16 protein-coding genes are annotated in these 21,065 nt (G+C 57.7%); 8 read left to right on the plus strand and 8 right to left on the minus strand.

Translation table 11 applies throughout. The features are described from left to right. Positions 1-224 precede the first annotated feature (224 nt). Positions 225-1,511 (plus strand): NAD(P)/FAD-dependent oxidoreductase, encoded by a 1,287-nt coding sequence (locus RBB81_RS23005; RefSeq protein ID WP_423248040.1) that lies wholly within the window; start codon positions 225-227, stop codon positions 1,509-1,511. Between the two features lie 163 nt (positions 1,512-1,674). Here the strand turns inward: RBB81_RS23005 and RBB81_RS23010 are convergent, their stop codons facing one another. The 3 genes from RBB81_RS23010 to RBB81_RS23020 form a co-directional block, all read right to left on the minus strand. After that, positions 1,675-2,559, minus strand: coding sequence for an ABC transporter permease (locus tag RBB81_RS23010; RefSeq protein WP_183792895.1), 885 nt, complete (start codon positions 2,557-2,559; stop codon positions 1,675-1,677). A 31-nt stretch (positions 2,560-2,590) separates the two neighbouring features. Then, entirely contained in the window at positions 2,591-3,532 is a 942-nt protein-coding gene (locus RBB81_RS23015; protein WP_179585560.1) for an ABC transporter ATP-binding protein, read from the minus strand. A gap of 118 nt (positions 3,533-3,650) precedes the next feature. Further along, positions 3,651-4,688 carry a zinc-dependent alcohol dehydrogenase family protein gene (locus RBB81_RS23020; RefSeq protein ID WP_353072295.1) on the minus strand — a complete coding sequence of 346 codons (1,038 nt, stop codon included), beginning with the start codon at positions 4,686-4,688 and terminating at the stop codon, positions 3,651-3,653. Positions 4,689-4,818: 130 nt separating this feature from the next. On the opposite strand from RBB81_RS23020, the gene RBB81_RS23025 reads away from it, so the two are divergent. Next, positions 4,819-5,040: a hypothetical protein gene (locus tag RBB81_RS23025; RefSeq protein ID WP_179585564.1), complete on the plus strand. Its 222-nt coding sequence runs from the start codon at positions 4,819-4,821 to the stop codon at positions 5,038-5,040. A gap of 167 nt (positions 5,041-5,207) precedes the next feature. On the opposite strand, the gene RBB81_RS23030 is transcribed toward RBB81_RS23025, so the two are convergent. Together RBB81_RS23030 and RBB81_RS23035 are read right to left on the minus strand one after the other, a co-directional pair. Continuing rightward, positions 5,208-6,800 carry an OmpA family protein gene (locus tag RBB81_RS23030; RefSeq protein WP_246374183.1) on the minus strand — a complete coding sequence of 531 codons (1,593 nt, stop codon included), beginning with the start codon at positions 6,798-6,800 and terminating at the stop codon, positions 5,208-5,210. Positions 6,801-7,037: 237 nt separating this feature from the next. Beyond that, positions 7,038-7,775, minus strand: coding sequence for a GvpL/GvpF family gas vesicle protein (locus tag RBB81_RS23035; protein ID WP_353072296.1), 738 nt, complete (start codon positions 7,773-7,775; stop codon positions 7,038-7,040). A gap of 655 nt (positions 7,776-8,430) precedes the next feature. Here RBB81_RS23035 and RBB81_RS23040 point away from each other — a divergent pair. Further along, the gene (locus RBB81_RS23040) at positions 8,431-9,543 is read left to right on the plus strand and encodes a DUF481 domain-containing protein (protein ID WP_353072297.1); all 1,113 of its coding nucleotides are present in this window, start codon (positions 8,431-8,433) and stop codon (positions 9,541-9,543) included. A gap of 83 nt (positions 9,544-9,626) precedes the next feature. Here RBB81_RS23040 and RBB81_RS23045 read toward each other — a convergent pair whose 3' ends face one another. Further along, positions 9,627-10,184 (minus strand): c-type cytochrome, encoded by a 558-nt coding sequence (locus tag RBB81_RS23045; RefSeq protein ID WP_179585570.1) that lies wholly within the window; start codon positions 10,182-10,184, stop codon positions 9,627-9,629. A 140-nt stretch (positions 10,185-10,324) separates the two neighbouring features. Between RBB81_RS23045 and RBB81_RS23050 the strand changes: the two genes are divergently transcribed. From RBB81_RS23050 to RBB81_RS23060, 3 genes are all read left to right on the plus strand, one after another. After that, on the plus strand, positions 10,325-11,059 hold the full coding sequence (locus RBB81_RS23050; protein WP_179585572.1) for an outer membrane beta-barrel protein: 735 nt from the start codon (positions 10,325-10,327) through the stop codon (positions 11,057-11,059). Positions 11,060-11,227: 168 nt separating this feature from the next. Continuing rightward, positions 11,228-12,751 carry a fumarate hydratase gene (locus RBB81_RS23055; RefSeq protein WP_179585574.1) on the plus strand — a complete coding sequence of 508 codons (1,524 nt, stop codon included), beginning with the start codon at positions 11,228-11,230 and terminating at the stop codon, positions 12,749-12,751. 511 nt (positions 12,752-13,262) lie between these two features. Then, entirely contained in the window at positions 13,263-13,580 is a 318-nt protein-coding gene (locus RBB81_RS23060; RefSeq protein ID WP_179585576.1) for a hypothetical protein, read from the plus strand. 181 nt (positions 13,581-13,761) lie between these two features. Here RBB81_RS23060 and pgsA read toward each other — a convergent pair whose 3' ends face one another. Then, positions 13,762-14,454, minus strand: a complete 693-nt coding sequence (gene pgsA / locus RBB81_RS23065) for a CDP-diacylglycerol--glycerol-3-phosphate 3-phosphatidyltransferase (protein WP_179585578.1) — start codon at positions 14,452-14,454, stop codon at positions 13,762-13,764. A 406-nt stretch (positions 14,455-14,860) separates the two neighbouring features. On the opposite strand from pgsA, the gene RBB81_RS23070 reads away from it, so the two are divergent. Next, positions 14,861-17,836 (plus strand): FG-GAP-like repeat-containing protein, encoded by a 2,976-nt coding sequence (locus RBB81_RS23070; protein ID WP_353072298.1) that lies wholly within the window; start codon positions 14,861-14,863, stop codon positions 17,834-17,836. A gap of 80 nt (positions 17,837-17,916) precedes the next feature. Here RBB81_RS23070 and RBB81_RS23075 read toward each other — a convergent pair whose 3' ends face one another. Next, a complete protein-coding gene (locus tag RBB81_RS23075; RefSeq protein WP_353072299.1) occupies positions 17,917-19,182 on the minus strand; it encodes a Glu/Leu/Phe/Val family dehydrogenase in 1,266 nt (421 codons plus the stop codon). Between the two features lie 215 nt (positions 19,183-19,397). Between RBB81_RS23075 and RBB81_RS23080 the strand changes: the two genes are divergently transcribed. After that, complete coding sequence (locus RBB81_RS23080) at positions 19,398-21,020, plus strand: anthranilate synthase component I family protein (protein WP_423248041.1); 1,623 nt, start codon at positions 19,398-19,400, stop codon at positions 21,018-21,020. The last annotated feature ends 45 nt before the right edge of the window (positions 21,021-21,065 follow it).

A 21,065-nucleotide genomic window follows, 5' to 3' on the forward strand; every position in this document is an offset into this window, starting at 1 on the left:
AGCGATAGCCCTTCACATCCTGTCCTGTTGCTGACTCCCTGACGGATGGTAGTCTGGAACCGACAACCGAAGAAATTTTCAGGGGAATATGTGCTGCGCAAGGAGAGCCAGACCTCCTCTGTTGGTTGCGTAATGTCCGTAACGAACCATACGACTTCACGCTTTGCGCAAACTTCAGGAGAAGGTGCTTTATCGCTCACGTTGTAATCATTGGATCAGGGGCAATGGGCCTTTCTGCAGCGTTCCACGCCGCGAAGGCCGGACACACGGTGGAAGTTCTGGAGGTTGCGCCTGAGCCCGGCGGCATGGCTGCTCACTTTGACATGGCGGGGCTTTCCATAGAGCGCTTTTACCACTTCGTTTGCAAGAGCGATGCGCCAACAATGGCGCTGCTGGAAGAACTTGGCATCGGCGACCAGCTAAAGTGGAGGACTACCTCCATGGGCATCTTTACGGGCAACAGGATGCACGATTGGGGCACTCCCTTTGCGCTATTGAAATTTCCTGAAATCAGCCTCCTCTCTCGACTCAGATATGGCCTGTTTGCGTTTTTGTCTGTGCGGCGGGAGCGCTGGGATGCGATTGAAACAGAGGCAGCCCACACTTGGATCACTCGATGGTGTGGGACGGAGGTGTTTGAGCGTCTCTGGAAACCACTGTTTGCATTGAAGTTCTATCAATATGCGGATAATGTCTCAGCTGCCTGGATCTGGACCCGGATCAAGCGGATCGGTCGATCCCGCAAGTCATTCATGGAGGAAGAACTCGGCTACATTGAAGGCGGAAGTCAGACGCTGGTGAATGCTCTGTGCTCGTCGATTGTGAAGAACGGAGGCAAGGTCCGCACGCGTTGTGGGGCGCAGAAAGTAATAGTGGAAGATGGGCAGGTGAAGGGGGTCATGACGCCCGAGGGGTTCATGCGAGCGGATGCGGTTATTTGTACGGTCCCAACGCCGCTGGTCACAGCGATGATCCCAGACCTACCTGAAGATTGGAAGGCTCGTTACGAATCGATAGTAAATATGGGTATTTGCTGCCTGGTCTTCAAACTCAAGCGATCGGTGAGTCCACACTTCTGGGTCAATATCAGCGAACCAGATATTTCTACCCCTGGGATCATTGAGTTCTCGCAGCTCAGACCGGTCGGTGGCGACACTGTGGTGTATGTGCCTTATTACATGCCAAACGACAACATCAAATTCACCTGGACCGACGAAGAACTTCTGAATGAGTCCTTCGGATATCTCCAGAGGTTGAATCCGCAGCTGACGCGCGAGGACATTATCGCGCAGCATGTAGCCCGTCTTCGTCATGCGCAACCTGTCTGTGAACCCGGATTCGCAGCAAAGATTCCGCCGATCCAAACTCCGATTAGGGGACTACAGGTTGCCGACACTTGCTTTTATTATCCCGAAGACAGAGGGATCTCGGAGAGCGTCCGAATTGGGCGGCAGATGGCGAAGCATCTTTCAACGGTTGAGTTTCCACCGTCTGATGCGAAACATGTCTAATCTAACTTTTCGGCACACCATATTTGCTCTCGCTGCGACCGCCGCCATCTCGCGTTTGATCAATCGTCCTGCTAATCAACTTTACAGTTGCACCGATTTCCTGAGGCGTGGCTGTCGTCGCATACTCGGATGATTCAAGATTCAGATGGATCTGCAGAAAAAGCTAGCCGATGACGCGGCGTAGAAAGCCTTTGATGCCCAGCCAGGTCAGGAAGCAGAGAGAAGCTATGAGCATGCCTACGATGAGGAAGGGATTCATGTGCGGCAGCGTGGGAGTAAGGGCTGCGCGGAGGCCCTCGCTCATGTAGACGATTGGGTTGATGAGAACGCCAACCTGGAGCCAGCGGATATGAGTGAGCGCGGCCCAAGGGTAGTAGACGCAACCTAGAAACGTGATGGGGATGACGACGACGCCGAAGATGAGACCAATCTGCTGCGGCTTGACGCTGGTGCCAATGGTGAGTCCGAGTGCGCCTGCGGTAAGGCTGGCAAGGGCTACGACAAGAATGAGAAACGGCCAGTTGCTGATATGGGTCGTGGGGTGTGTCGCTGGCACGTAGTACGCCAGCGGGTAGACGATGCAGGCAGCGATGACGCTTTGGACCGCGGAGAAGCAGATCTTTTCGATGGCGACAAAGGGGACGGGCAAGGGGCACATGACGCGGTCGTCGATCTCGCGGGTGATACCGAACTCCTGCGCGAGCGGCAGGGCGACTGCGGCGATGCCGGAGAACATGATGGCGACGGCCATGAGGCCCGGAAGTAAGACCGTCGAGAAGGCGTTGCCAGCCATGGACGCTGTGGGATTCATGGCGGCGCCTGCGTTCATGTGCGGGATGACGTAGGTGAAGACGAAGAGAAAGAGCAGGGGGTTCATGCAGACGCGGATGATGAAGGGGAATAGCTCGCGTCGCAAGACGTGGAGATCGCGGCGGAAGAGGCCAACGAAGGCGCGCGCGTACTGGGTGAGCTTCGAGCTCTGAGGGCCGCGGGTGGTTTGGCGATTTAGCGACGTGCTCGGTTTTGCGACTTCTGCCAGTTGGGTCATAGATATCTCGGTCTTTAGACGGTTCTCTTGACTACTCGCGAAGGTCGCGGCCGGTGAGACGAATGAAGACGGTTTCGAGGCTGGTTTCGGTGATGGTGAGGTCGCGGAGGCCGTAGGGGTTTGCCTCGCGGACGACGTCGGAGAGGAGGCCTTCAGCTCCGTGTGCGAGGACACGAACACCCTTGGGGGTAGGCTCTGCGCTGGCTACTCCGGTGAGTTGCTGGAGTTGCTGCACGAGGGTGGGGATGTTGTCCTGGCTGCGAAGGTATAGCTCGTAGACCTTCTGCGCGCCGACGGAACCTTTGAGTGCTGTTGGGGTGTCCTGCACGAGGATTCTGCCGTGGTCGATGATGGCGACGCGATCGCAGAGTTCGTCGGCCTCTTCCATGTAGTGCGTTGTGAGGACGACGGTAATTCCCTCTTGACGGAGGTTGCGGACGGCATCCCACATGGCGATGCGGCTTTGCGGGTCGAGTCCGGCGCTGGGCTCGTCGAGAAAGAGAACCTTGGGGCGATGGGCGATGGCACGGGCGATCTGGACGCGCTGGGCGAGGCCGCCGGAGAGTTGGGCGGGATAGGCGCCGGCGCGCTCGGTAAGATGAAACTGCGCGAGAAGCTGGTTGGTGCGTTCGGTCGCTTCGGGGCCGGAGAAGCCGAAGTACAGGCAGTGGAAGTTGATGTTTTCGTAGATGGTGCAGGCTCGGTCGAGGGTGTTGTACTGGGGGACGACGCCGATGAAGCGACGGGCCACCGCGGGGGTTTTGACCACGTCGATTCCTGCGATGCGAACACGCCCAGAGGTGGGCAGGGCGCGGGTGGTGCAGATGCTGATGGTGGTGGTCTTGCCTGCGCCGTTGGGGCCGAGAAGGCCGAAGAGTTCTCCCTCGTGGACGCTGAGATCGATGCCGTCGACGGCGACGACTCGTTGCTTGCCGTCGTAGATTTTCTGGAGGCTCTCGATCTCGACTATCATTTCGTCTCCTCCTACGCTTGTGCGATTATATGCAACGCTACGTTGCGTTTTAGGTACTTGAGTCATTGACTGTTTGGCATTGTCAACAAGCTATGCTCTCGGGTTTGTTAGTTCCCGTTTACGGCTGCGGGCTAATGCGAATGACAATTTTTCCAAAGTGCGACGCGGACTCCATGTGAGCGAAGGCCTCAGCGGCCTGAGAGAAGTCGAAGACCTTGCCGATAACAGGATGCAGGCTGGCTTTCGCGATGGCAGCGTTCATCTCCTCGAACATGGCGCGGGAGCCCACGTAAATGCCCTGCACGCGGAGCTGCTTGTGAAGGATGGGTGTGAGGGCGACGGGGTCTGAGGTTGTGCCGCCGGAGAGAATGCCTATCTGCGCGACGGTGCCGCCGACTCGGGCGGCTCGCAGAGATTGACCGAAGGTGCCAGCGCCGCCCACTTCGATGATGCGATCCGCTCCTATGCCAGCGGTCGTTTCGGTAACCCATTTGGACCAGTCGGGACGCTGCTTGTAGTTGCATCCTTCGTCCAGGCCGAGGCTGCGGGCGCGGGATAACTTCTCGTCGCTTGAGGAGGTGCCGAGGACGCGGGCTCCGAGGAGCTTTGCGAATTGGAGCGCAAAGATAGAGACGCCGCCCGTGCCCTGGATGACTACGGTTTCTCCTGGATGTGCTGGATTGATTGGGTCTCCGGCGTGATGAAGAGCGTTCCAAACAGTCACGCCAGCGCAGGGGAGGGTGGAAGCTTCTTCGTAGGTGAGATGCTCGGGGAAACGGACGACTCCCTCTTGGTCGAGAACAGCGTACTCGGTGAGCATGCCGTCTACGTCGCCACCGAGAGCGGCCTTTGATTTGTCGGCGGTGAGTGGGCCGTCGAGCCACCGCTGCATGAAGATGCCGCAGACGCGGTCACCCACTCTAACGCGGGTGACACCTTCGCCCGTGGCGACGACTTCTCCCGCTCCGTCCGAACAGGGGATGCGTGGCAGGGACATCTTCGGGTTGTAGAGACCCTTGACGACCATGAGATCGCGATAGTTGAGAGAGACGGCGTGAACTTTGATCAGGACCGTACCGGGGGTTGTTTGCGGGGTAGGCAGATCAAGGTGCCGGAGGTGATCGAGGCCGAATTGCTGGATAGGATATGCGCGCATAGTGTCTCTGGAAGAGTTGGATGCTGCCGATTTGGAATCGCCGAGGAGACGAGAGTAGCGAAACTATTTATATATTGATATATCGCAGCGTAGAATGAACAGTATGTCGCGAGGATGGGAGAGTAAATCCGTGGAAGAACAGCAAAACCAGGCTGCCGCTCCGAAACCTGTCACCGCAAACGACAATGCCGAGGTAGCGGAACGCAAACGAAGGCGACAGGCGTTGGAGTTGCAGCGGGAACGTATTCTGTCGGAGCGGACTTCGAGCCCGCACCGGCGATCCGCACTAACGATCGCGCTTGCCGATATTGAAGAGAAGCTCTCGGAGCTTGGCTGGTCGATTCACTTATAGGGTTTGACTGCTTTGATTCTGGCAGTTGTGGGCCGGATCGCGTCGCGTTCCACTGGGTGGGCTGACCTAATCGTTGACTTTACAGTTTGTTGGGCGCTTGAATTGACTCGTGTTTTAGGAAGAGAAGGCCGCCTGAGGCGGCCTTCTGGTTTTGGGAAGAAACAAGTTTACTGCGGTGTTGTCGGTGGGGCTGGATCGGCGTCGGGGCTGCTCTGTTGGACTCCAATCGCGTCGCCCGAGACGACAAGATTGACGCGCCGGTTCTGGGCTCGGCCCTGCGCGGTAGCGTTATCGGCTACAGGCTTGGCTTTGCCGTAACCCGTGGCCGAGATGTTATCCGTCTGGACACCCTGCGTAACTAAAAAGTCGCGAACGGCGTCGGCGCGGTTTTCCGAAAGTTTTTGATTGTATTGGTCGCCTCCGACGCTGTCGGTGTAGCCCTCGACCTGGAGCTTCAGGCCAGGATAGGCCTGCAGAATTCCGGCAACCTTAGCCAGACTGATCTGCGTGTTCGTCTTGAGGGTGTAACGGCCGGTGTCGAAGAGCACGTCGGACATGTTGACGATGAGGCCTCGGGCTGATTCGCTGGTGGCAAGGACGCTGTTCAGCTGACTACGAAGCCTTTCACGTACGGCGTTAGCGTCTGTTGCGCTCTTATTGGCGGCGGCGGCACGAGCCTGAGCTTCGGCGGCGGCTGCTTCGGCTCGGGCGCGGTCGGCATCCGCTTCAGCCTGGGCGGCGCGGGCGCGTTCCGCCTCAAGCTGCGACTGTTGAGCCTGAAGTTGCGACTGCTGGGCCTGAGCCTCGGCGTCGCGTTTGGCGTTGTCTGCGTTCAACTGGCGCTCCGCAGCCTGCTTGCGCAAAGTAACGAGACGGGCGTCTTCAGAACGCTGTACTGCCTGGCGCGCGAAGGTGATCTCCATCTTGCGATCGCCCTTTTTGTTCTGGTCGATGTCGGTAGCGTTGCGGAGATCCTGCATCGCCTCCGCCATAATGTCGGGAGCGTATTTATCGGCTCCTGCTGCCTGCGCGATTCGGACCGCGTTGTTGGCCTGATAGAGCTCAAGCGGGGATCTTTCATCCCTTGTGATGGGATTGAGATTCGACCTGGAGCCCTCCGTCTGGGCGTAAGAGCCGCGTGCCAAAAGGGAGTAGTGCGCATTCACTTTTTCGAGGACGCCGGTGGTTTTGTCGTTGATAATCACGTTCTGCAACACGACGACGTCGCTTGGCTGGGTCACTGAAAAATAGGGTTCTGCGGTGACGATCATGCCGAAGGACTGGAGGGCGGTGGTCACCTCTATGTTGTTCTTATTGTTCGCAGGAAGGACTTCGCCAAGATTGTTAGGGCGGCCATCGGGCGTGATCGCCCAAAGAACGTAAGTCAGGTACTCGGGACCGAAGCCATTGGCTGGTGTGAGCCCCTGGAACCGCGCTGAGATGTGAATTCCACCACGCTCGCTTGTGACTTTGGCCTCCCCTTTGGCCAAGGGAAGAAGAGGTGTCCCCCTGAAGCCGATATTGGTCGAACCGCTGCGATGCAGGTAGTTGACGGCGTCGAGGTCGCGCTGAACGACCTTTACACGGTAGATATAGATTCCGTTGTCCTGCTTCTTGATCTCATCCGGATTTTGGGGAGGATTGGTCTGCGCCGTCGGGTTTGGCTCCTGCGCGTGGAGCGCTGTCGAGCCAGCCCCAAAATATCCAAAGATTCCAACAGAAATCATTAGGGCAGTAAAGACGTTCTTGGTGCGATTCATTCACGATCTCCTTGCCGAACACGAACTAGTGGGCACAGGCGCAGAGCTTTTCCTGCGTCTGACGACTTATGATGCGATGCGCAGGACGGGGTAAAGGGTGTCCGGGAAGGCACCTGTCCCGGGTACATTCCACGCGGTTCCATGGACATAAATAGCACAAACCAGGGCGCTTGCGAAATGTCGTGAAACGAACAACGGCCCCCTGTCTGAAGGGAGCCGCCGTAATTGATTTTTGCGTTATGCGCTGTGCTGGTGTTGCGGTGTGGTTTTATGCACGAAGTGGTACGGAGGCCAGGGGCCGGAGAGCTGCATGCGGCAATCCTTGAGCTCGAGCGTGGCAGAGGTGTACTTGTTCTGATAACGCTCGACGGTCTTGTTGTCGATGAGGTGGGCGATGTCGAGAAGCATCTTGCCGGTGTCCATTCGCTTGCAGGTGATCTCTTCGGCTAGCGGCAGGAACATGCGGTGCATCTGGATGGAGAGGGCGCGGGCTTTGGATTGGCGCTCGCGCTGACGACTGGCGCTCTCTCGCAGACTGATCAAATACTGCTGGCCCACGGTCATGTCGCGAGTCGCGTTGCCTGGGCAGATATCGTCGACGAGGACCTTGAGATGCATCTCGGCTTTGCCGCGGAGACGCTCGACGTTGGCTTGAAAGTGACGCTGATTGGAGCGAACGGAGCGGCGCAGAGCATCGTCGTCCTGGAAGGTGGTCCCGAAGCGAAAAGGCAGAACGGTGGAGAGCTTGAAGCAGTCTGCGACGACACGTGCGTGATCTTTGGCGGCCTGTTGGTCGAGCCGTGCGCTATCTTCGGGGCTGTGTTCAGAGACGATAACGGCTAAGTCACTGGCGGGAAACAAGAACGTCTGATTACCGAAGAGCCCCGAGACATTCGTCAGGGGCATCGGGCGGCGGTGGCGGCAAAGCTCTGGGAATGCCTGTCTCTCTGCGACGCAATACGCGTACCATGCCATAGATTTTATCCTTCCGAGCACGCTGAGGGGTCTAACCGCCCCATCAGGAAGTTGGTTATGTAACTCAAACCGATACGGAAATTTTGAAGGAGCTCTTCATTTCAATAGGTTTCTGGCCCTGAGAAGCATGCGATTTGCCGCAAACTCCGCCGAACCGAAACGGATAGTATGCCTATTGAAGTACGATTGGCAACACTTTCTTCGCCGAAAAGATGCACTATTTTGTGGGCACGCGCTTGGCCAATCTATCGAGGCCTGAAGAGGTCGTACCACCAGATGCGATACCAGCAAGTACGCAGTTCGTGGCGAATAGAATCGCTGATCTACTTCTCGGTTGAAGTTTCTTTTGGGTTCACCGGAGGGTCTCGGTTGAAGTTTCTTTTGGGTTCACCGGAGGGTGCTCGGGAGTCCGCCACGAGGGGGGATCCGACGCGGTTATCGGCTTGGGAGCAGAATCTTCGGGGCTTGAGATGCCGACCAGACGCAACACTTTTCCAATGACACGAACAACAGGTCGCATATTCACCTCGAAAACGTCTGAACTTCCGCTAGGCTACGCTATTTTTAACGGATGAGCCCATACTACGAAACAACCCCTGGCAACAGGCGAGGTAAGTGGCACAACCTGTTTGTCTTGAGCCTGATCTTAGGCGCCATGTTTTACCAGGCATCGACAGGATGGGCCCAGAGCGCCGCGGCCAAACCGGCACCCGATGTGATCGTGTTTACCAATGGCGATCAGTTGACGGGAACTCTGGAGCGGGCCAACGGTGACTCTTTTGTTTTTAAGAGCGATGTGGTCGGTGAGATTACGGTGACAGCGGACAAGATCAAAGAGCTCCACAGCGGGGGTAAGTTCGTCGCGTTGAGGAACGGAGAGAAGGTCACTCGCACCTCGAAGACACCGGGAACGATCACCTATCAGGACAGCGCTGTGACGCTGGCGGACACGTCTTCCTCGAGCGTAATTGATACGGTACCGGTGAAGGACCTTTCTGCTTTGATCGACGGAGCGACGTACACCAAAGAGGTGACCGGAAACCCGGGGATCTTCCAGGATTGGACGGGGGGGCTATCTGGTGGGGTCACGCTGGTCGAATCCACGCAGACGGGGCAGAGCTTCACCGCGGCAGTCAACCTGATACGGCTCGTCCCTTCGGTCGAGTTTCTGCCTCCACGGACACGCGACACGATCGACGTGTTGGAGACGTATGGCAAGTTGACGCAGCCCGTGATTCCGCAGACTACGCCTCCGACTCCGGATTCCGTCGCAAAGACGAACATCTTTCATGCGGACGCAGAGCATGACAAGTATTTGACTCCTCGACTCTATGGCTTGGTCGGTTTGTCGTATGATCACAACTTCGCGCAGGGCCTGAATCTGCAACAGATCTATGGCGCTGGTATCGGTTACACCGTCATTGAAACCCCGATTCAGGAGTTTGATGTGAAGGTGGATGTGCACTATGAAAGGCAGAACTTCGTGCCGCCCACCGCGAGTACGGATCTGATCGGATCAAGCTTCACCGAGCTATATCACCGCACCCTGCCACGGAAGATCCTCTTCACGGAGAGCGGAACGTTTATACCGTCCTGGAACGATCCGAGCATCTATTCCGCGATCTTTGCGGCAGGTCTGCAGCTGCCGACCTACAAGCGATTCAGCCTTAACCTCAACCTGCAGGATAACTATCTGAGCAATCCGGCGTTTGGGTACAAAGACAACAGCTTCCAGTTTGTAACTGGCGTAACGTACACGCTGAAGTAGCTAGTTTTAAGAGATACGGCCTCGCCGCATATACTGCGTCCGAGGCCTTTTTTTTTTGTCAGATTTCTCAGTGACGGCAGAGCTTATGGAGTCGGCGAGTTCAGGATCTGGGTGACCGGACCGGGTAGTTCCTTGTCCGCGTTCTTCAGGAGCAGGCTGACCTGCCACATCTCGGTATCGGAGAGTATGTGTTTGAAGGACGGCATGCCAGAGAGACGGATGCCATTGGCTACCTTCCAGTAGGTCTCGCCGGCTTCATCATCGCTGACGCCGACTACGTCGCTGGTCGCGTGTTTCTTCCAGAGCTGCGGAGTTGAGGGGAACATAGCCTTGGCGTAGGGTACATCGCGGCCAGGAGTGCCATGGCAGCTCGCGCACTGAGCACGGTAGATGTGTGCTCCGGACTCAAAGACATCTTCGCTTGTGCCGAAGGGAGCGGCTTTGGACTCGCGTTCGATGCGGGCGTCAAGAGGGAGGTGGACAATCTGCTTTTCGAAGGGGAGAGGCGAGTCGGCCACTGCGACCGGCAGCGGTCCGAACTTGAGATAGGCGAAGAGTCCCAGGGCGACAGCGACAACACCGAGCAAGAAACCAAGAAAGACTTTGCCAAAACCGCCACTGCCGCTGCTTTTTTTCGCCATCTTGAGCAAACTCCTTGGGGGTGATGGCCGCTTTGAGGGGCGGCGGATGTTCTAATAAGGGATGGCCGCAGTTGGGTTTCCAGCCCGCAGGTCTTGAGTACCACAATAGCAAAGCGAAGCTTGTGCAGGAGTAATCGTTGATGTTCGGTTTTCGTTCGAGTGTAAAGAAGGTAGCAGGATTGTTGCTGGCGGGGTTGATGGCCAGCGGGGCGGTTGCGGTACAGGCACAGGTGACGCACAGGACGCGGCGGGAGTCGAGCGCCAACCGCAAGGCTCGCATTGCGCGGACGACTGCGGAGACGTACAGCCATCGGTATGAAGTTGCGGGGGGCGGCGGATACATGCGGTTCAAACCAGGCTCTTCCCTGCAGAAGAATAATGAAGTGACGTTCTGGATGTCGGGAACCTACTTCCTGAATCCGAAGCTGGGCATCATCGGAGAAGTTCGCGGGGCGTATGGAAATGCGAAGATCGGGAACAATCTAGGCTCGCCAGTAACCCTGCCCTTCAACCCGCAGATCTCGGAATACCCGTTCCTGGGCGGAGTGGCCTACCGGGTGTATGCGAAGGAGAAGATTGCTGTGACTGTGACCGGCGAAGGCGGAGCTGTTCTGGGCAAGTTTGACGGCGACGCCAAGGGTTTTCAGTCTAGGGATATCGGGGTATGGCAGGATGCGACCAAACCGGCGTTTGCCCTTGGTGCCAACTTCGACTACAACTTCTATCCGAACATCGCGTTTCGGGTTTCGCCAACCTACCTAGCGACGTTCTTCCGGTTGGATCCGACGGATCTGACTCACGGACCGCAGAGCACGATTCAGAACAACTTTGGCGTCAATGTCGGTCTGGTGTACCGGTTCGGAAAGATCAAGTAAGAGTTGGTTGATTGTGAGCGGGTGCGGCGAGAGACTTCGCTGCACCCGTTTTTGTTTTGCGCAAGAGTTGATCCTGGGATGCGGGTGAAGCAAGGCTACGTTCGACCAGAGATGCTGTGGCGCAAGTAAAATGCTGTGGCGGGAATGATTCGTAGGAGGCAGTTCGTAATGGCGACGATCAAGCAGGACGACTTTATCCGGAGTGTGGCGGATGCGCTGCAATACATCAGCTTCTACCATCCGGTGGACTACATTACGAACCTTGCACGGGCCTACGAGATGGAGCAGAGCCACGCCGCGAAGGATGCGATGGCGCAGATTCTGATCAACTCGCGGATGTGCGCCGAGGGTCATCGGCCAATCTGCCAGGACACGGGAATTGTGACGGCATTTGTGAAAGTCGGGATGGAGGTTCGGTGGGAGCCCGGCATCGGCGGCATGATGACGATGCAGGAGATGGTCGATGAGGGGGTGCGCGAGGCGTGGCGGAACGCCGATAACGTGTTGAGGCCGAGTATTCTGGAAGACCCTGCATTTACACGCAGAAATACCGGCGACAACACGCCGGCCATGGTGGTGGTCGAGTTGGTGGAGGGTGGAGAGGTGGACGTCACGGTTGCGTCGAAGGGCGGAGGCTCGGAGGCGAAGAGCAAGTTTGCGATGTTGAATCCTTCGGATTCGGTGGTGGACTGGGTGCTGAAGACAGTTCCGACGATGGGAGCGGGATGGTGTCCTCCGGGGATGCTGGGAATCGGGATCGGCGGGACCGCGGAGAAGGCGATGGTGATGGCGAAGGAGTCGCTGATGGACCCGATCGACATGCAGGAGTTGATCGCGCGGGGGGCCAAGACGAAGATCGAAGAGCTGAGGATCGAGCTGTATCACAAGGTCAATCGGCTGGGCATCGGTGCGCAGGGGCTGGGCGGACTGACAACTGTGCTTGACGTGAAGATCATGGACTTCCCGACGCACGCGGCGAATCTGCCGATCGCCATGATTCCGAACTGTGCGGCGACGCGGCATCTTCACTTCCACCTCGATGGCAGCGGACCAGTGATGGTGGATCCGCCGAAGCTGGATGCATGGCCGAAGCTGGAGTACGACGTGCATACAGCGCGACGGGTCGATCTGAATACCGTGACACACGACGATGTGAAGACTTGGAAGCCGGGCGAGGTGATTCTGCTCTCGGGCAAACTGCTGACCGGGCGCGACGCGGCACACAAGCGAATGACCGACATGTTGACGCGAGGCGAGAAGCTTCCGGTCGACTTCAAGAACCGGTTTATCTACTATGTGGGGCCGGTGGAGGCGGTGCGCGATGAGGCTGTAGGACCTGCCGGACCGACGACGGCAACGCGCATGGACAAGTTCACGCGACAGATGCTGGCCGAGACTGGCCTGCTGGGGATGATCGGCAAGGCGGAGCGCGGTCCGGCAGGGATTGATGCCATTCGCGAGTTCGAGGCGGTGTATCTGATCGCGATTGGCGGCGCCGCGTATCTGGTCTCGAAGGCGATCAAGAGTTCGAAGGTCCTGGCGTTCGCCGATCTGGGGATGGAGGCGATCTACGAGTTCGACGTGCAGGATATGCCTGTGACCGTGGCGGTCGACACCAAAGGCACCAGCGTGCATACGACGGGACCGGAGGAGTGGTCGCGCAGAATCGCCGGGATTCCGATTCTGCAGTAGCTGCGTGCGACTGTTGGTCTGTGTCACAGTACCCCTCCCCCGTCGTCAAAGTGCTAAAGTATTAAAAACAGAAGGCTTAGCTTTGTACTTTAGGTGTACATTATTCCATTCAAAGGACTTAGCGAAAAAATGTTTACTAAAAGGTAAAGGCCCCGATGGATGGTCGGGGCCTTCTCTGTTAGCTCTATCACCAGTATAGCAGTTGGGGCAGGATATTATGACAGGCGTATCTCTTTGAAACGATGATGGTTAGATTGACAGAATCGGGCAGTGGGTTAGTTTTGAACCCATTGATGTGAAGTTGCCTGTAACCCGACTTTAAGGGAACATCCGGAACTAAGCCGCGGAGTTGGGTGTCTATTCAAGGATGACGAAGGGATTGGGGCCACTGCTTACAATGACGGTTGGGCTTGCCGCACTTTGGATGCTTTCGAATGCATGGTCTACGCTGGGTCGGTCCGCAAGTGGAATTCCAGTCCTCTTATCTCATCAATGTAAGCGGCAGGAACTGATGAACATGGGCGACGGTAGAGAGATTTTTGTGCGCTATAGGCTTGATCACAGCAGCCTCGTGAACGACGATCTGATGCCTGTGGAAAATGATCTACGCCGTCAAATCAGGATGATCATGGCGACCCGTCAGGAACAAGTTCTCTTCTTCTATGCCGATGAGTCATTGCCGTTCGGTCAAGTGGCCGAGGTCTTAGCAGACTTTAGGACAGATGATCCCGCACTCTGGATCGTGATTCTCACCAAAGAACAGCTGAACTCAGTCGGCCCCGCCCGCGAATACCCGCCGATCTGCTTGCAAGTCATAAATTCCGCATAGCTCGCGTCGTCTCGGACTGCGGAATTCGCTACGTGGATAAGCACCTCAGGGTCGGAGTTCACGGAAACGGGGTTACGGTAGCAAGCGTTGGCAACCCGGAGCGGGTCGTGCTGCGCACGATGCCCACCTTAGCGACGATGAGACCGTCATGAAGATGGGGCACCCGAATTCCAGGGCTCTGCTAAGTGATGCGGGAGGGGTGCTCTGTCGGAGGCACAGGCTTGGGCTTCCGGCTGAGGACGAAGCTGCGACGCTTGCGGCGTTTGTCGGAGGCGTGGTCGATCTTCTTCCAGAAGCCGATGAAGTAGTCGATCGCGGAGATGATGGAGACGATGGTCATCCAGTAGATAGCGGTGACGGCGATGAAGTGGACGCCGACGATATAGCCGCCCCAGTTCCAGTAGTCCCAACGGTGCGCGAGGATGGCCGCGACGACCGAGACAATCTGGATGACGGTCTTGAGCTTTCCGATCTCGCTGGCTTCGATGGTGAAGCCTTCTGTGGCAGCGATGCTGCGGAGACCTGAGACCAGGAACTCGCGTCCGATAACCAGGACCGCGATCCAGGGCGGCACTACGCGGGGGTTATAGGCCACCAGGATGATGTAGGCGGCAGTGACCATGAGCTTGTCGGCCAAGGGGTCGAGCAGCATGCCCATGGTGGTGATCTGTTTGCGGCGGCGGGCGAGGTAGCCGTCGAGGCCGTCGGTAATGGCGGCAAGGATGAAGACGATGCTGGCGATGATCTCCTGTTCGCCGCCGCGGAGGCCTACCGCTCCGTGTCCGCCGGTGAAGGGGAAGGCGGGCGAGAGTATCCAGATGAGCAGAGGAACGCATGCGATACGGCTCATCGTGATGGAGTTGGGCAGGTTCATCGAGAGGTTACACAGTCCGCAGCAGGAGTACGCGGCACACTAGCATTCTGCCACAGTAAGACGCGTGAAAGTGGGAAAGGCTAAAGGCAGCCTGAGTTTGCGGGGCGCGCTTCCTCTTGAGCATAGTCCGACTTTCCGGCGCAGGAGTGGCTTTGGTTGGCTGTTGGCACCGCGCACGTCAAGCGCTGCGCCCGTCTGCGGCCACGATGGGTAGGAACGGCATCCTCCTAGACGGCTATCGACAAGATAGCTGAGGTCTTTAGCGGAATATGCCGGCGTTTTCGACGACTCTGAGGTTCGTTTTCCATACCCGCAAGGGAAAGGGCTCTTACATAAACCCTTTCCTGTCAGAAGCCCCTCTCCGTTCATTCGACGACGCCGATAGAGAAGTAGTCCGAGCGTCGATATGCCGATTCGAAGTGTCTTGCCCAAGACGATTGCACTCTGCTCTCTGAGCCTTGTTGCCCTGGCTGCGACGGCACAGCAGTTTCAACAACCTCTGGTGATTGCGACGGGGAGTTGGCCGGTAGGGATCGTAGCGGCAGATCTAAACGGAGACGGCAGGGTCGATCTGATCTATACCGACTACGGCGCGACCGCGACCGCGTCGACGACTCATATTTTGCTGAGTAACGAGGATGGAACCTTCGCCCCAGGACAGACACTTGCTACAGCGGGGGCTTCGATTGCCGTTGCCGACTTCAATCACGACGGGCATGTTGATCTCGCATGGGTTTGGGGCGCGGTTGGACTCGGCAAAGCCTATCTTGCGCTGGGAAGAGGGGACGGAACCTTTGCACCGGCGCAGGAGCTTGGCACCTTCGCGATTGTGGGAACGAAGGCACCGCAGTTCCTCTACGTGATGGGAGCGCAGCTGCACGATACGGGGCCCTTGGATCTGCTGGTGGAGGATGCTGCCAACCCTGCGTTGATTACGCTGACGATGGACGAGAGCGGCACGCTGGTGAGGATCGTCGGGACGCGACTCGCAAACGGCGTGGGGCCAATGGCAACAGCAGATCTGAACGGGGACGGCCACACCGATCTGGTGATTCAGTCTGTCGCCGGCGGCGCAGCAGATGTCTTTCTTGGCTTGACGGATGGACTGCTGACTGCTGCCGGGACCTATGCGGGATCAAGCGCGGCACAGAGCATGCTGCTGCATGATGTCGATGGCGACGGACATCCCGATCTAGTGCTGGAGGGAGTTGGGGGGCGGATTGAGATCTTTCATGGGAACGCGGATGGAAGTTTTTCGACCACCTCCGAGGGTGGAAGTGGAAGCGCAGACGCGACGACCGGTTTGGGGGGACATCTTGTCGCGGTGAGTAATGTTGCGGGGCGGAACAATTTTTATACAGCGACTCCCGCTGGCATGAGTGTTCTGCTTGGACAGAGCGATTTGAGCCTTACACTGCAGGGAATCTATAACGCGGGACCGGGGCGGACGAGCTTTGCAGTTGCGGACTTCAACGGCGATGGCTTGATGGATGTAGCAGTTGACTCGCCTGAGGGAATCGCAATTCTGTTGGGGAGTGCGGATGGAAGACTCGGGAGTTCGCGCGCGTTTGCGGCAGGACAACCGGCGTTGAGCGGAGCTTTGGGGCAGTTCAGTGGATCGGGCAATCTGGATGCAATTGTGAATGTTTCTGCCTCGCAGGCGCTCCTGCTGCACGGGAATGGCGACGGAACGTTTTCCACTACCGCAACACCGACCACCGCGCAGGTGGGTGCGGCTGCTAACGCTCAGATTACTGGACTGCCGAGAGAGCCGCAGATGGCAGGGCTAGTGCAAGCGGCGGCGGTAACGGTCGATCTCGATGGTGATGGCAACCAGGATGTGATCGTGGCCTATGACAACCAAAGCGCCGATCACGCTCACCCGACGGCATCTATAGCGAACGCGATTTATATCTGGTATGGGAACGCCGATGGAAGCTTCTCTTCGCCTGTCTTGATGGCGCCCTCGCGAAACTTTTTCCAATTGACAGTAGTCGATGTAAATGGCGATGGTCGGCCGGATCTGGTGATGAGCGACGGTTATGTGGTGAATGTCCAGAACAATCTCGGCGGGCGAATGTTTGGGGAAGAAGCACACTTCCTGGCGGGAATGGGAATCAATTCAATCTCCGCTGGAGATGTGAATAACGATGGATTGACAGACCTGGTCGTTGCTAATGGCGGGACAGTGATTATGAATCCAGCGATCGGCCGAACAACGCCGGAGAACGATGGCGTAATTACCGGTGGGATCACGGTGCTGCTCAGCGGGATCCAGACGAAGATTGTCTCTGGCAGACTCACGGCTGCCCCGAATGCGACTGACTATGGCGAGACCTTCACGCTTGTGGCACAGGTCACCCCTCCAGCGAATGGCCCGTCGGTCACGGGAACCGTGACGTTTGCTGTCGACGGCAAGGCGGTGGGGAGCGTGCCGGTGAGCGGCGGTGTAGCTTCGATCTCTGTCCCCGGAACGGTGCCGATCGGATGGCATGCGTTGACAGCCGAGTACAACGGGAGTTCTACCTACAACAGCGTGGTGTTGAACGGGAGCCATGCAGTAATGGGCATCCCGACTACGGTGGTCTTCACGATTTCGACGCCGTCGACGATCTACTTCGGACAGACGGTGAGTGGGTCCGCGGTGGTGACTGCGAGTGATGGCAGCACACCGACCGGAACGATCTCTTTTTTCGACGGCACGACGAATATCTGCACGATCCCTGTAACCCAGGCGGCAAACTGCCCGGCGAGCGCAGGCTCAGGATTCGCTGTGGGGATACATACACTGACGGCGGTGTACTCAGGAGATGCAACGCATCAGGGATCGACCTCCGCACCGGTGACGGTGACAGTGCTGCCGCTCGCAGCGACGATGAGTGCGTTCAGTATTTCGGTGACAGGTTCTACGACCACGGTAGTAGGCGGGATGGTGAACCTCCAAGTGGCTGTGGCTCCTCAGGCCGGTTATCTGCAGCCGGTTCAGTTATCGTGCAGTGATCTGCCGTCGGAGGCGACGTGCAGGTTTGCGACGGGGACGATCCCAGGAGGGGGCGGGACAACGACACTGCAGTTGCGCATGATGGCCCCACGATCATGCCAGGTTGCGGATTCCGAGTCGCGGACGGCTGGTCTGCCGTTTGCGAGTACGACTCTCGCGGCGCTGGTTGTTCTGCTCTTACCGGGTAAGCGGAGACGTACGATCAGGAGCCTGCTGATCGCGGTCCTTGCAATTTGCGGAACGGCTTCGCTGACAGGATGCGGGGCCTGCACCAACCTGGGGACTAAACCGGGGAGTTATATGATTCGAGTCATTGGGACCGGATCGGGAACGTTTGCGAGCATCGTGTCGACTAAGGTAAAGGTAACGGTGCAGGACTAGCTGCTCAGATTGGAACGCCGGCGACTACGGCAAAAGAGGCAGCCTCGTGAGCTGCCTCTTCCTTTGTTGTTGTGTGAGCTTTAGGCGTAGATGCCGCGCTGTTTGGTTGTGTAGGCGACGCGGTCGATTGCGAGCATATAGGCAGCGATACGGTTGTTGACGTTGTGGTTCTGGGCGTAGGTCACGACGTCGTTGAAGCTCTCGGTCATGATGTTGTCGAGGCGTTGGTTGACCTCGGCCTCGGTCCAGAAGTAGCCCATGCGGTCCTGCACCCACTCGAAGTAGCTGGTGGTGACGCCGCCAGCGTTGGCGAGGATGTCGGGGATAATGAAAACCTTCTTGTCGGCGAGGATCTCGTCGGCCACTGTAGTCGTCGGGCCGTTGGCTCCTTCGCAGAGGATCTTGCAGCGGATGCGATCGGCGTTTTTGCTGGTGATGACGTTTTCGGTGGCTGCGGGGATGAGGATCTCGCAGTTGTAGGTGAGGAGTTCGTGCCTGTCGACGGCCTCAGCCTCGTTGAAGCCAGTGATAGTTCCGGCTTTCCTGCGGTGCTCGAGCAGGGCGTGGATGTCGATGCCGTTGGGGTTGTAAAGAGCCCCGTCGTACTCGGCGATGCCGATGACGGTGTAGCCCTTCTGGCAGAGGAGTTTGGCGGAGTTGGAGCCGACGTTGCCGAAGCCCTGGATGATGACGCGGCAGCCGTCGATGGACATGCCGAGATGCTTCATGGCCTCATCGCAAACGACGGAGACGCCGCGGCCAGTGGCTTCTTTGCGTCCGCGCGAGCCGCCGAGGTTGACGGGCTTGCCGGTGACGACGGCGTTGACGGTCTGACGCATGTGCATGGAGTAGGTGTCCATGATCCAGGCCATGGTCTGCTCGTCAGTGCCCATGTCGGGGGCTGGGACGTCTTTTTCGGGTCCGATGAATTCGATGAGTTCGGCGGTGTAGCGGCGGGTCATGCGTTCGAGTTCACCCTGGGACATCTTCTTGGGGTCGCAGATGACGCCGCCCTTGGCTCCGCCGAAGGGGATGTTTACGACAGCGCACTTCCAGGTCATCCAGGAGGCGAGGGCACGGACTTCGTCGAGGGATACGTCCGGAGAGTAGCGGATGCCGCCCTTTGCGGGGCCGCGGGCGACTGAGTGCTGGACGCGATAGCCGGTGAAGACTTCGATGGAGCCATCGTCCATGCCGACGGGGATGTGGACGATGAGTTCGCGAGAGGGGTAGCGGAGAACCTTCCAGATGCCTTGATCGAGATTGAGTTTTTTTGCGGCGAAGTCGAATCGAGCGGCCTGGGCTTCCCAGGGGTTAGTCTCCTGCTCGAGCGTAAGGGTCTGCATTTTTACTTTCCTTTGTTCTGTTGCTGGTATCAGCGATTCTCCGGCCATCGTTTTGCCTCACAAGAAGCAGGATACAGCTTGTGCCAGACCGGTCTGTGGCCAAACTCGAGGAGTATAGGCTCGCCGAATGACGATGTGCAATCGAACGGATGGGGGAGGAGCCGTTACGATTAAGGCTAGAGCACCTAGCGTAAAACGTGCATAAAGACGCATTTATGATGGATGAAGCCATGCCTTCTTTCGACTCCAGTTCCCTCCCCTCTGCCCGTGAATTTCTGAAGTTAAGCCGTAAACACTCGCTGGTGCCCGTTTATCGCACTGTGACGGCAGACCTCGAGACTCCGGTGTCGGCGTTTCTGCGCATCGCGTCCGAGGAGCCGGAGGCATTTCTGCTGGAGTCGGTCGAGGGTGGCGAGCACGTGGGACGTTATACCTTTATCGGGATACAGCCGTATAAGCGGATGGTGGCGCGGGGGACGCGGATTACGGTTCGCGAGGGCCGGCGGGAGAGCACGTTTGATGGGGACATCTTTGAGGAGCTGAAGAAGGCTCTGAGTGGGCATACTCCGGCGCGATTGCCAGGGCTGCCTCCGTTTACAGCGGGTGCAGTTGGGTTCTTTGCGTATGACGTGGTGCGGCAGATCGAGAAGCTGCCAACACTTGCGAAGGATGAGTTGGGAGTCCCGGATGCTTGCCTGATGTTCTTTGATCAGGTGCTGGCGTTCGACCATGTGAAGAAGGAGATTCACCTGATGGTGACGGCGGACCTGACACGGGAGGCTCGCGAGGGGGCGTATGAGCGGGCGGTGCGGCGGCTGAACAAGATGGAGAGGCGGCTGGCCGAGGCGCTGCCGGTGCGGCGGAAGAAGAAGCCTGAGGGAAAGTTGAAGATTACTTCTCGGACTCCGAAGGCTGCGTTTCTGAAGGCGGTGGAGAAGACGAAGGAGTACATCGCTTCGGGGGATGTGTTTCAGTGTGTGCTGTCGCAGCGGTTCGATTGTGTGCCGGGGGTGGATGCGTTTGAGGTGTATCGTGCGCTGCGGATTGTGAACCCTTCGCCGTATATGTACTTTTTGCGGTTTGGGTTGGAGGAAAAAACAAAAAGCAAAACGCAGATCCTCCGCTCCGCGAAGGATGACAACAAAAAAGGCGAGTTCGCCGACAAGAGAAACAACTTCGCGAAGGATAGCAGCAAGAAAAACAAGACTGTGGCGCATATTGTGGGGTCTTCGCCGGAGCTGCTGGTGCGGGTGCATGGGCGTGAGGTGGAGTATCGCCCGATTGCGGGGACGAGACCGCGGGGTGCGGATGAGGTGAAGGATCGGGCGATGGAGGCGGATCTGCGCGCGGATGAGAAGGAGGTGGCCGAGCACATCATGCTGGTCGACCTGGGGCGGAACGATGTGGGGCGGGTGAGTGAGTTTGGGTCGGTGAAGGTGAAGGATCTGATGTTCGTGGAGAGGTATAGCCACGTGATGCATATGGTGAGTTCGCTGGAGGGCAAGTTGAAAGCGGGGTTGGGGGCGCTGGATGCGTTTCGTGCCTGCTTCCCTGCAGGGACGCTGAGTGGTGCGCCGAAGATTCGCGCGATGGAGATTCTTGAGGAGCTGGAGCCGGCTCGGCGAGGGGTGTATGGCGGGAGTGTGCTTTATGCGGACTTCAGTGGGAATCTGGATTCTTGTATTGCGATTCGGACGCTTTACATGAATGGGGAGCAGGGACACTTTCAGGCGGGAGCGGGGATTGTGGCGGATTCGGTGCCGGAGAAGGAGTTTGAGGAGTGTGGGAATAAAGCGCGAGCGGTGGTTAGGGCGATTGAGCGGGCGCGGAGTGTTTAGTGGACTCGCTATGTGCACTCGACGTTGCCGATAACCCCGTGTTGA

This window comes from Tunturibacter gelidoferens (assembly GCF_040358255.1).
Classification (GTDB): Bacteria; Acidobacteriota; Terriglobia; order Terriglobales; family Acidobacteriaceae; genus Edaphobacter; species Edaphobacter gelidiferens.

Excerpts from the sequence above, each read along its gene's own strand:
- RBB81_RS23005 (WP_423248040.1), top strand. The coding sequence starts at position 225 with ATGGGCCTTTCTGCAGCGTTCCACGCCGCGAAGGCCGGACACACGGTG.
- RBB81_RS23010 (WP_183792895.1), bottom strand. The coding sequence starts at position 2,559 with ATGACCCAACTGGCAGAAGTCGCAAAACCGAGCACGTCGCTAAATCGC.
- RBB81_RS23015 (WP_179585560.1), bottom strand. The coding sequence starts at position 3,532 with ATGATAGTCGAGATCGAGAGCCTCCAGAAAATCTACGACGGCAAGCAA.
- RBB81_RS23020 (WP_353072295.1), bottom strand. The coding sequence starts at position 4,688 with ATGCGCGCATATCCTATCCAGCAATTCGGCCTCGATCACCTCCGGCAC.
- RBB81_RS23030 (WP_246374183.1), bottom strand. The coding sequence starts at position 6,800 with ATGAATCGCACCAAGAACGTCTTTACTGCCCTAATGATTTCTGTTGGA.
- RBB81_RS23035 (WP_353072296.1), bottom strand. The coding sequence starts at position 7,775 with ATGGCATGGTACGCGTATTGCGTCGCAGAGAGACAGGCATTCCCAGAG.
- RBB81_RS23040 (WP_353072297.1), top strand. The coding sequence starts at position 8,431 with ATGTTTTACCAGGCATCGACAGGATGGGCCCAGAGCGCCGCGGCCAAA.
- RBB81_RS23045 (WP_179585570.1), bottom strand. The coding sequence starts at position 10,184 with ATGGCGAAAAAAAGCAGCGGCAGTGGCGGTTTTGGCAAAGTCTTTCTT.
- RBB81_RS23050 (WP_179585572.1), top strand. The coding sequence starts at position 10,325 with ATGTTCGGTTTTCGTTCGAGTGTAAAGAAGGTAGCAGGATTGTTGCTG.
- RBB81_RS23055 (WP_179585574.1), top strand. The coding sequence starts at position 11,228 with ATGGCGACGATCAAGCAGGACGACTTTATCCGGAGTGTGGCGGATGCG.
- RBB81_RS23060 (WP_179585576.1), top strand. The coding sequence starts at position 13,263 with ATGAACATGGGCGACGGTAGAGAGATTTTTGTGCGCTATAGGCTTGAT.
- pgsA (WP_179585578.1), bottom strand. The coding sequence starts at position 14,454 with ATGAACCTGCCCAACTCCATCACGATGAGCCGTATCGCATGCGTTCCT.
- RBB81_RS23070 (WP_353072298.1), top strand. The coding sequence starts at position 14,861 with ATGCCGATTCGAAGTGTCTTGCCCAAGACGATTGCACTCTGCTCTCTG.
- RBB81_RS23075 (WP_353072299.1), bottom strand. The coding sequence starts at position 19,182 with ATGCAGACCCTTACGCTCGAGCAGGAGACTAACCCCTGGGAAGCCCAG.
- RBB81_RS23080 (WP_423248041.1), top strand. The coding sequence starts at position 19,398 with ATGATGGATGAAGCCATGCCTTCTTTCGACTCCAGTTCCCTCCCCTCT.